6 protein-coding genes are annotated in these 11,348 nt (G+C 62.7%); 1 reads left to right on the plus strand and 5 read right to left on the minus strand.

The window, feature by feature from the left end; translation table 11 throughout:
- Positions 1–10 precede the first annotated feature (10 nt).
- Both rpsG and rpsL read right to left on the minus strand, forming a co-directional pair.
- Complete coding sequence (rpsG, locus tag IVB27_RS26030; RefSeq protein ID WP_247445973.1) at positions 11–481, minus strand: 30S ribosomal protein S7; 471 nt, start codon at positions 479–481, stop codon at positions 11–13.
- Positions 482–496: 15 nt separating this feature from the next.
- Positions 497–868, minus strand: coding sequence for a 30S ribosomal protein S12 (gene rpsL / locus IVB27_RS26035; RefSeq protein ID WP_007603006.1), 372 nt, complete (start codon positions 866–868; stop codon positions 497–499).
- Between the two features lie 664 nt (positions 869–1,532).
- Between rpsL and IVB27_RS26040 the strand changes: the two genes are divergently transcribed.
- Positions 1,533–2,771 (plus strand): FAD-dependent oxidoreductase, encoded by a 1,239-nt coding sequence (locus IVB27_RS26040; protein WP_247445974.1) that lies wholly within the window; start codon positions 1,533–1,535, stop codon positions 2,769–2,771.
- On the opposite strand, the gene IVB27_RS26045 is transcribed toward IVB27_RS26040, so the two are convergent.
- From IVB27_RS26045 to rpoC, 3 genes are all read right to left on the minus strand, one after another.
- Complete coding sequence (locus IVB27_RS26045; RefSeq protein WP_247445975.1) at positions 2,699–4,720, minus strand: ABC transporter ATP-binding protein; 2,022 nt, start codon at positions 4,718–4,720, stop codon at positions 2,699–2,701. The two genes, IVB27_RS26040 and IVB27_RS26045, sit on opposite strands and share 73 nt — an antisense overlap.
- Positions 4,721–4,852: 132 nt before the next feature.
- Positions 4,853–6,913: an FAD-dependent oxidoreductase gene (locus IVB27_RS26050; protein ID WP_247445976.1), complete on the minus strand. Its 2,061-nt coding sequence runs from the start codon at positions 6,911–6,913 to the stop codon at positions 4,853–4,855.
- 194 nt (positions 6,914–7,107) lie between these two features.
- Complete coding sequence (rpoC, locus tag IVB27_RS26055) at positions 7,108–11,304, minus strand: DNA-directed RNA polymerase subunit beta' (protein WP_247445977.1); 4,197 nt, start codon at positions 11,302–11,304, stop codon at positions 7,108–7,110.
- Positions 11,305–11,348: the final 44 nt, after the last annotated feature.

An 11,348-nucleotide genomic window follows, 5' to 3' on the forward strand; every position in this document is an offset into this window, starting at 1 on the left:
TGTGTCGCCGTTACCAGCGATAATGCGAGAAGGCGCGGTTGGCTTCCGCCATCCGGTGCACGTCTTCGCGCTTCTTGACGGCGTTACCACGGTTGTTCGACGCGTCCAGGAGCTCCGCAGAGAGCCGCTCGGTCATCGTCTTCTCGTTGCGATCGCGCGCAGCCGAGATCAGCCAACGAATGCCCAGCGCCTGACGGCGCACCGTGCGAACTTCGACCGGAACCTGGTAGGTCGCGCCACCGACGCGGCGGGAGCGCACTTCGATCGTCGGCATGACGTTCTCGAGTGCCTGCTCGAACACGCCGAGCGGGCTCAGCTTTGTCTTGCTTTCGATCAGGCCGAACGCACCGTAAACGATGCCCTCAGCAACCGACTTCTTGCCGGCGTACATGACCGAGTTCATGAACTTCGTGACGACGATGTTCCCGAACTTCGGATCGGGAAGGACTTCACGCTTTTCAGCAGAATGGCGACGAGACATGGACCTGGTTCCCGCTTACTTCGGACGCTTGGCGCCGTACTTCGAACGACGCTGCTTACGGTTCTTGACGCCCTGGGTATCCAGAACGCCGCGGAGGATGTGGTAGCGCACGCCGGGCAAATCCTTGACGCGACCGCCGCGGATCATGACCACCGAATGCTCCTGGAGGTTATGGCCTTCACCGGGGATGTAGCCGATCACCTCGAAGCCGTTGGTCAGGCGCACCTTGGCGACCTTACGAAGCGCCGAGTTCGGCTTCTTCGGGGTCGTGGTGTAGACGCGCGTGCAAACGCCGCGCTTCTGCGGGGACTGCTGCAGCGCCGGCACCTTCTTACGCGACTTCTGCACTTCCCGCGGTTGAGCGATCAGCTGGTTGATCGTCGGCATCCTGGCCTTACCCTTTTGTGTTCGCCGCGGCCCCTTTCGGGTCCGCTGTCTTGCCGCAGCCCGTCACCGGGTCCGCAAATTCTCCGGACTACCCGCCCGAGGGGCCGCCTTCCGCGGACAAACCGCACAAAGCGAAATCGCGCCAACCACTCATCACTGAGCGGAAAGCGCTTCGACGCCACAGAGGACCGCGATATCTGGACCGGTCAGCTTGAAGCTGCGGCCCGCGCATCGAGGTCATGCATCCGAATTCGATCTCGAGAGAACATGCTCAAGAGACCTAAAATCGCACTGGCATTGCCTAGCTATGATCGACAGCGTTTGAGCGGCATTCGTCGAGGTTGGTGCCCGTCTTGGTGATCCCAGAGGGATCAAACGGGTGGCCCGTTCCGACGCTGGCGATGCTCACCGCCTGTCGTTAAGTGGCCGCTTTCTATAAGTGGGTGTCGGTCAAGTCAAGGCGAAACGACAGTTAGAAGCGCTTCCCGCGCCTGTCGAAATCGCTTCCTGACCGCCTCGCTGCGCCCTCCCGATATGGGAACGAAGAGCATGTTCCGCTACTAGAAGTCTATTTATATCCGGGTCAAATATACTTTTATAACCCTCGGTAAGGCTTTTTTTCTGTTGGAGCGTCAATGTGCCGCCTTCGGCAGAGATTTGCGCCATGCGGTACACGGATATTGCCATTATCGGCGGGGGATTGTCCGGCTCGACCGCAGCCGCGATGCTCGGCCGTAGCGGCATGTCGACCGTCTTGATTGATCCGCATGAGAGCTATTCGGCGGACTTTCGAGTCGAAAAAATCAGCGGTCACACGCAAGTCGAGCGATTCTTGCGGACCGGAATCGCCGAATCGGTGCTGCGCCGCGCGACCTTCGTGGGCGAGAACTGGATCGCGCGATTCGGCCGCCTCCTCGACAAAGCGCCAAGCCGGCAGTTCAACATGCTCTACGATTCGCTTGTAAACGCCGTCCGCGACGAAATTCCTGCCGGCGTCGAGCGCATCTGCGCCAAGGCCGTTTTGGTCGAGACGAGCACGGAGCGGCAGAAGATCACTCTCTCCAACGACAAGGTGATCTCCGCCCGGCTGGTCGTGCTCGCCAACGGCCTCAACGTTGGCCTGCGCCATCAGCTGGGAATCGCGCGGAAAATCGTTAGTGCCTGCCATTCGATTTCGATCGGGTTCGACGTGGTGCCCGCGGGACGGGATCCGTTCGACTTCCCGGCGCTGACCTATTTCTCGGAACGGCCGAGCGACCGCATCCCCTACCTCTCGCTGTTTCCGATCGGCACGCGGATGCGCGCCAATCTGTTCGTCTATCGTGGCTTCGACGATCCCTGGCTGCGTGAGCTGCGCCGCGCGCCAGCCGAGACGCTGAACGTCGCGCTGCCACGGCTCAAGCGCATCACCGGCCCATTCGACATTCCCGGTGAGCTGAAAATCCGCCCGGTCGATCTCTATGTGAACGATGCAAGCGGTCAGCCCGGCCTCGTGCTGGTGGGCGATGCTTTCTCGACCTCCTGCCCCGCCGCCGGCACCGGCTGCGACAAGGTCTTCACCGACGTCGAGCGGCTCTGCAACGTCTACATCCCGCAGTGGCTGGCCTCCGAGGGGATGGACACAAGCAAGATCGCCGCCTTCTACGCAGATCCGGTCAAGCGGGAGTGCGACGAATGGTCGGCGGCGAAGGCGTTCGACTTCCGCTCGGTCTCGATTGCGACAAGCCCCTACTGGACGGCGCAGCGCTGGGCACGCTTCATTGCCTGGTCGGTTCAGGGGCTATTGCGGCCGCTTGGAGGCGCAGTTCATCTGGAGCCGAACTTCCTCGGTCACTCCTCCTCGTCGTCCTCATCATCCTCGTCGAGGTCGTCTCCATCCTCGTCGCTGTCCTCGTCGACGTGAGCCGCCGCGCCATGCGGCTGGTGGGTCTGGTCGTTCCACAGCTTGCGATAGGTGCCATTCGTGGCCAGCAGTTCGGCATGCGAGCCGCGCTCGATCGCCCTGCCCCCTGAAATCACGATGATCTCGTCCATCTCGACCACCGAGGACAGACGGTGGGTCGACCAGATCATGGTGCGGCCCTTGGCGACCTTCAGCAGCGTGCGGTTGATCGCGGCTTCCGTGGTCTGGTCGAGTGCCGAGGTGGCTTCGTCCAGCAGCAGCACGGAGGGATTACGGATGACCGCGCGCGCGATCGCGATACGCTGGCGCTGGCCGCCCGACAAGGTATCGCCGCGCTCGCCCACCGGCGTGTCGTATCGCTGCGGCAGGCTCATGATGTAGCGGTGGATCTCGGCCTTCCTGGCCGCCTCCTCCACCTCCTCGTCGGTCGCGCCCTCCTTGCCGAGCCGGATGTTCTCGCGGATCGACATGTTGAACAGCATGTTCTCCTGGAACACCACCGCCATGCTCCGGCGCAGCGAATCCAGCGTCACCTTGCGGACGTCGACGCCGTCGATGGTGACGCGGCCCTCGTCCGGTACGTAGAGCCGCAGGATCAGGTTCAGCAGCGTGCTCTTGCCGGAGCCCGAGGGGCCGACGATGGCGATGCGCTTGCCGACATTGAGCTTGAGGCTGAGATTGTCCAGCACCGGCGTCTGGCTGCCTTGGTACTGGAACGACACGTGGTCGAAGGTGATGTCGTTGGTGATGCGCGGCAGGTCGGGCGCGCCGGCACGATCGGCGCTGCGCGTGGGCTCGTCGAGCAGTTCCTGCATGTGACGGATCGCGGCTGCCGAGGAGATCGACACGGGAATGAAATGCATCACATGGGCGATGTTGTAGGACACCTCCCAGAACGCGCTCTCGAAGGTGACGAAGGTGCCGATGGTGATCTGGCCCTTGGTCGCCAGATACGCGCCGATCGCGAGCACGACGATATGCAAGAGCAGCACCGAGATGGTGACCGTCCGCTCCACCATGGTCGACAGGAACGCCGCCGAGGCCATCCTGTTTCGTGTCTCGTCGTTACGGAACTTGAAGAAGCCGAACATCCGGCGTTGCAGGCTGAAAGCCTTGATCACGGCCTGCGCCGCCACGTTCTCCTGCACCATGCCGAGCAGCGCGGACTCGTTGAGCTTCTGCTCGTAGTTCGCCTGAACAGCCTTCGGCGTGAGCATGCGCGGACCGATCAGCGTGATCGGAAACACCAGCAGCGCAACCACCGCGAGCTGCCAGTTCAGGAACACCATCAGGATGATCCCCGCGATCAACTCCAGGAACGGCAGTGCCGCGCTGTTGGCAAAGGTCTTGACCGAGCCCTCGAAGGCCGCGAGGTCGACGGAGAAGCGCGACAGGATTTCGCCGCGCTTGGTGCGGCCGAAATAGGCCGCCGGCAGGTCCTGGACATGCTCGAACAGCCGTTTGCGGACGTCGGAGATGATGCAGGCCGCGAGCCGCGCATCCCAGCGCTCGTACCAGATCGCGACGATCGAGGTGAAGATGCCGGCGACCGCGAGCACGCCGAGGATCTTGTACAGCGCCTGGAAATCCTCCTCGCCGAGCGCATCGTCGATCAGGAACTTCAGGCTGAGTGGCATGATGACATTGAACAGGGTCTCGACGAAGACGCCGAACGCCACGAATGACAGCATCCGCTTGTAGTTCGTCAGATAAGGTTTGACGAAACCCAGGATGGTCGCGAGCGCGCCGGCGGCTTCGCGCGCGGTAAAGACGACGAGATCCTCGTCCTCATCGTCGTCATCGAGCTCCAGCTCGTCATCCTCCTCTTCTTCATCGTCCTCGTCTCCTTCGATATCCGGCTTGGCAGTGGAGGCGAGCTTGTCGTCGAGCTCGGCCGCGTCTTCCGCGGCAAGCTTCTGGTTGTCGGGCGAGAGAGGCTTGGATGCCATGAAACCAACCGATGCTGACGGCCGGCATGACCGCAGAGAAAGCAGAAAATAGCGGCAACCGCCATTGCACCGATTCTATGCGATCAAGATGAATTCGGCAAAACAATTGGCGAAGGCGCCCGCTCGAAGCGGCTAGTCGTCTTCCTCGTCCTCGACCTTGTCGAAAAAGGAATAGCGCAAGGAGTCGGCGTCGGCATACCACTGACCCGGGCCCTTGTTGGCGGCGAGCGTCGCCTCCCAGAGCGCGTCGCTGCAGTCCTTGCGGTGCATCGACAGGTCGAAGCCGTTGCCGAAGAACAGCTCGGACCATTCCCACCAGGTGCCGAGCTTCTTGACACCGCGCAACAGGTCATAGCGGTCGATCACCACTGAAGCCATGTCCGAGGTGATCGAGCCGAACACGAGGCCGGTCTTGACCACGCGGTTCAGCTCCCGGATCGCGCGGACCACCTGCTTCGGGGAAACGTGGCAGAGGCTGGTCTCGAACACGAAATCGAACGCGCCGTTCTTGAACGGCATGTCGGTGATCGAGCCGAGCTTGTTGTATTTCTTCAGCGCCTTCGGCGTTTTGGCGTGGATGGCGCGGTTGTTCTCGATGCCGAAGGCGTCGATGCCGCGATCGCGCAGCGCACCGACCAGCTCACCGCTGGCCGAGCCCGCGACCAATAGCTTGGCGCCCTCGGTCTTGCCCCAGACGATGCCGATCAGCTTGGCCAGGTAATCGGGATCGGTGAAGTGACGCCACGCCTCGCCGTAGGGGCCGAGGCCGCGATAGTTCTCGAAATACTCGCGATCGACCTTGTCGGAGAGCGGCTTGTCGTCCTGCGCGCGCTCGCGGCGCAGGCGCATCATCTCGGTCAGGATGATGTCGGTCGCCGCGTCGGAGGAATCGAGCAGGCCATTCAGCGTCGAGTCGAACAGATAGTCGCCGACCACCACGATGCCGGGGTGCTCCTTCGGCTCGGGCCGGTGATTGGTCATGACGTCGCGCACGGGCAGACCGCCCGGAATCGCGTTCACCGACGACAGCCAGCGGTGGATCTTGCCTTCCATGCAATGCGCGCGCGCGTCGCCGAGCGAGGCCGGCAGCGATTTCAGCGCGGCATCGATCAGCTCCTGGTCCGACAAATTGGCGAAGGCCAGCGCATCGGAGCCGGGAATCAGCCAGTTCAAGACGCCGTGCTTGCCGACGTCGTGGCGCGCGCCCTCGTTGTAGACGCAGCAGCCACCGAAGGCCTCCGACATGAACCACGCGCCGACGATCTTGTCGCCCCAGAACGGCGTGTCGAACAGGATCGAGACGCGGAGGTAGTGCGCGGGACGGTCGAAGTAGGAGACGTGCTTGACCATCGACTTGCGGAGCTGCTCGCCTTCCCAGCCGACGGTGGAAAGCCAGGAATGCGGCAGGCACATCAGCACGAGATCGAAGTCCCGCGTCTCCGGTCCCTTGCCGTTCATCATCTTGAGCTGGTAGCGGCCGGTCGTCGCCTTGCCGACGGTGAGCACGCGGTGATTGAGCTGGATATTGGCGTTGACCTCCGACTGCAGGCATTCGATCAGCTGCTCGTTGCCGTTCTGGATGGAATAGAGGCCGATATAGCCGTCGACATCCATCAGATAGTTCTTGAGCGCGTTGAGGCCGTTGGTGTTGTGACTCTCGGTAGCGAGGTCCGAGCGCGCCATCACCTTGAAGAAGCGCTTTGCTGTTTCGTCCTCGACCTCCTCGTCGAGCACCTGCTCGGCGGTCTTGTAGGCCCAGGGGTTCTCGTTGTCGTGCGCGCCGACGCCCTCGTAATATTCGATCGGCGTCATTGCCTCGGCGCAGCGCTTGCGGAACGCTTCGATCGCGTCCGCGGTCTTGGCGCCGTATTTGCGGCGCATGCCCGGCACGTCGTCGAGGAGTTCGCCGCCGAACTGCACCTGTTCGGCATCCATGGGAATGGTCTGTAGTCCGAAATGTTGGATCAGCTCGCGCAGCGGATCCGGCCCGGTCATCGAGTAGTCGTAGATCTCGGCGACGCCGGCCTCGTACATCGCGGGCGCGGAATCGAATTTGCGCGTGACGATCTTGCCGCCGAGCCGGTCGGACGCCTCGTAGATGGTGACGCGGCAGAGGTCCCCGACCTTGCGTTTCAGGTACCAGGCGCTCATCAGCCCACCGGGGCCGCCGCCTACGATTGCGAGGTCAAGCATGTCAGATCCGTGGTCTCCGGCCCTGCCCCTGTCACGGGACCCCACCGGTCTAAACTCCCCTAGCAGAAGCGCTTTTGCGGCTGAAGGAAAGATGAACAAATGTTGATCCTGCACCGCAGCAGGCAAACAAAGCAGCAAAAAGGCCGGCTTCCGCCGGCCTTTTCATTGTTCTCGGTAGTCCTACGGATGAACGATCATTCCGCGGGCGGCAGCGCCATCGGCTCGACTTCCGGCGCGGGCGACACGACGGCCGCCTGCTTCTCGCGCTCGTCGAGGATCATCTTGTCGCGCTTCACGGCGACTTCGCGGATCTTGGCCATGGAGGCGCCGGTGCCTGCCGGGATCAGCCGGCCGACGATGACGTTCTCCTTGAGGCCTTCGAGCGGATCGACCTTGCCGTTGACCGCCGCTTCCGTGAGGACGCGGGTGGTCTCCTGGAACGAGGCCGCCGAGAAGAAGGAGCGGGTCTGAAGGCTCGCCTTGGTGATGCCGAGCAGAACCGGCGTCGCCGTGGCGATCTTCTTGCCCTCTTCCTTGGCCTTCGCGTTGATCTGGTCGAACTCGATCTTGTCGATCTGCTCGCCCGAGATCATGTCCGTGTCGCCCTGGTCGGTGACTTCCACCTTCTGGAGCATCTGACGGACGATCACCTCGATGTGCTTGTCGTTGATGAGCACGCCCTGGAGCCGGTAGACTTCCTGGATCTCGTTGACCAGATAGGCCGCGAGTTCCTCGATGCCCTTGACCGCCAGAATGTCGTGCGGCGCCGGATTGCCTTCCACGATGAAGTCGCCCTTTTCGACGACGTCGCCGTCCTGAAGGTGGATGTGCTTGCCCTTCGGGATCAGGTACTCGCGTGCCTCTTCGGTCTTGTCCATCGGCTCGATCGAGATGCGACGCTTGTTCTTGTAGTCGCGCCCAAACCGGATGGTGCCCGCGATTTCGGCGATGATCGCCGCATCCTTCGGACGCCGTGCCTCGAACAATTCCGCCACCCGCGGCAGACCGCCGGTGATGTCACGCGTCTTGGCGCTTTCGGTCGAGACACGGGCGAGGATGTCGCCCGCCTGGACCTTGGCTCCGATGTCGACCGACAGAATGGCGTCGACCGACAGCATGTAGCGAGCATCGCCGCCACGGGCGAGCTTGAGCACCTTGCCGTCCTTGCCCTTGATCACGATAGCCGGACGCAGGTCCGCGCCGCCGCGCATCGAGCGCCAGTCGATGACCACGCGCTTGGCGATACCGGTGGCCTCGTCGAGCGTTTCCGAGATCGACTGTCCCTCGACCAGATCCTCGAAGCCGATGGTGCCTTCGACCTCGGTGAGGAGCGGACGGGTGTAGGGATCCCACTCGACGATACGCTGGCCGCGCTTGACCATGTCGCCCTCGTCGATGTGCAGGCGCGAACCGTACTGAATACGGTGCGTCGCACGCTCGGTGCCGTCGGCATCGACGATCGCGATCACCATGTTGCGGACCATTGCGACCAGGTGGCCGTCGCTGTTGCGGGCGATGGCCTTGTTCCTGATCACGATCTTGCCGTCGAAGTTGGATTCGACGAACGACTGCTCGTTGAGCTGCGCCGCACCACCGATGTGGAAGGTGCGCATGGTCAGCTGGGTGCCGGGCTCGCCGATCGACTGCGCCGCGATGACGCCGACGGCTTCGCCGTGGTTGACCGGCGTACCGCGGGCGAGGTCGCGTCCGTAGCACATGCCGCAGATGCCGTTGACGAGCTCGCAGGTCAGAGCCGAACGGATCTTCACCTCCTGCACGCCACCCTGATGGATGGCATCCAGATGGCTCTCTTCCATCAGCGTACCGCGCTTGAAGATCACCTTGCCCGAGCTGTCACGCACGTCTTCGCAGGCCGTGCGGCCCAGGATGCGCGAGCCGAGCGAGGCGACCACGGTGCCGGCATCGACGATGGCGCGCATCTTGATGCCGAGCTTGGTGCCGCAGTCGTTCTGCGTGATGATGCAGTCCTGCGCGACGTCGACCAGACGACGGGTCAGATAGCCGGAGTTCGCGGTCTTCAACGCGGTGTCCGCGAGACCCTTACGGGCGCCGTGGGTCGAGTTGAAGTACTCGAGCACCGAGAGGCCTTCCTTGAAGTTCGAGATGATCGGCGTCTCGATGATCTCACCCGACGGCTTGGCCATCAGGCCGCGCATGCCGGCGAGCTGGCGCATCTGGGCCGGCGAACCGCGGGCACCGGAGTGAGCCATCATGTAGATCGAGTTGATGTCGGCATCCGCCCCGCTCGCCGTCTTCTTGGTCGAGGAGATCTCCTTCATCATAGCCTTGGCGATTTCTTCCGTGGCCTTCGACCAGGCGTCGACGACCTTGTTGTACTTCTCGCCATGGGTGATCAGGCCGTCGTTGTACTGCTGCTCGAAATCCTTCGCCAGCGTACGGGTGGTGTCGACGATCTTCCACTTGGAGTGCGGCACGACCATGTCGTCCTTGCCGAACGAGATGCCGGCCTTGAACGCGTTGTAGAAGCCGAGCGCCATGATGCGGTCGCAGAAGATCACCGTCTCCTTCTGGCCGCAGTGGCGGTAGACCTGGTCGATGACGCCGGAGATTTCGCGCTTGGTCATCAGCTTGTTGATGATCTCGAACGGAACCCGCGGATTCCGCGGCAGCAGGTTGCCCAGCATGACTCGGCCAGCGGTGGTTTCGATCCAGCGCTTGGAAATCTTGCCGGTCTCGTCAATGCCTTCCCACCGGTACCTGATCTTGGTGTGGAGGTGGATGACCTTCGCGTGCAGTGCGTGCTCGAGCTCAGCCATCTCGCCGAAGATCTTGCCCTCGCCGGGCAGGCCTTCGCGCATGATGGAGACGTAGTAGAGACCGAGCACGATGTCCTGCGACGGCACGATGATCGGCTGGCCGTTCGCCGGATGCAGGATGTTGTTGGTCGACATCATCAGGACGCGCGCTTCCAGCTGCGCCTCAAGCGACAGCGGAACGTGCACGGCCATCTGGTCGCCGTCGAAGTCGGCGTTGAACGCGGCGCAGACCAGCGGATGGAGCTGGATCGCCTTGCCCTCGATCAGCACGGGCTCGAACGCCTGGATGCCGAGGCGATGCAGCGTCGGCGCGCGGTTCAGCAGCACCGGGTGCTCGCGGATGACCTCGTCCAGGATGTCCCAGACCTCGGGCCGTTCCTTCTCGACCAGCTTCTTCGCCTGCTTCACCGTGGTGGACAGGCCCTTGGCATCAAGCCGCGAGTAGATGAACGGCTTGAACAGCTCGAGCGCCATCTTCTTCGGCAGGCCGCACTGATGCAGGCGCAGCTCGGGACCGACCACGATCACCGAACGGCCCGAATAGTCGACGCGCTTGCCGAGCAGGTTCTGACGGAAGCGGCCCTGCTTGCCCTTGAGCATGTCGGCGAGCGACTTCAGCGGACGCTTGTTGGCACCGGTGATAACGCGGCCGCGGCGGCCGTTGTCGAACAGCGCGTCGACGGCCTCCTGAAGCATGCGCTTCTCGTTGCGGATGATGATGTCAGGCGCGCGCAGCTCCATCAGCCGCTTCAAGCGGTTGTTGCGGTTGATGACGCGGCGGTAGAGGTCGTTGAGGTCCGAGGTCGCGAAGCGGCCGCCGTCAAGCGGCACCAGCGGACGCAGGTCCGGCGGGATCACCGGGACCACGGTCATGATCATCCATTCCGGCTTGTTGCCGGAGTGGCGGAACGCTTCCACGATCTTCAGGCGCTTGGCGAGCTTCTTGTGCTTGATGTCGGAGTCGGTCTCCTGCATCTCCGCGCGCAAGGTCAGTTCGAGCTTCTCGAGATCCATGCCCTTGAGCAACTCGCGGATCGCTTCCGCGCCGATCATGGCGGTGAAGGAATCCTGGCCGTACTCGTCCTGCGCCTTCAGATACTCGTCTTCCGACAGCAGCTGACGGTCCTTCAGCGCGGTGAGGCCCGGCTCGAGCACGACGTAGTATTCGAAGTAGAGAATCCGCTCGAGATCCTTGAGCGTCATGTCGAGCAGGAGGCCGATGCGCGAGGGCAGCGACTTCAGGAACCAGATGTGGGCAACGGGGGCTGCGAGCTCGATATGGCCCATGCGCTCGCGCCGGACGCGCGACAGCGTGACCTCGACCGAGCACTTCTCGCAGATGATGCCCTTGTACTTCATGCGCTTGTACTTGCCGCACAAGCACTCGTAGTCCTTGATCGGCCCGAAGATGCGGGCGCAGAACAGGCCGTCGCGCTCGGGCTTGAAGGTACGGTAGTTGATGGTTTCCGGCTTCTTGATCTCGCCGTACGACCAGGACAGAATCTTCTCAGGGCTCGCGATCGAGATCCGGATCTGGTCGAAGACCTGAGCCGGCGTCGTCGGATTAAAGAGATTCATAATTTCTTGGTTCATCGTCTTCTCCTCGCGTGCCGGTCGCCTCCGGCAGCAAATTCGAA

Origin of the sequence: Bradyrhizobium sp. 197 (assembly GCF_023073375.1) — a bacterium.
Classification (GTDB): Bacteria; Pseudomonadota; Alphaproteobacteria; order Rhizobiales; family Xanthobacteraceae; genus Bradyrhizobium.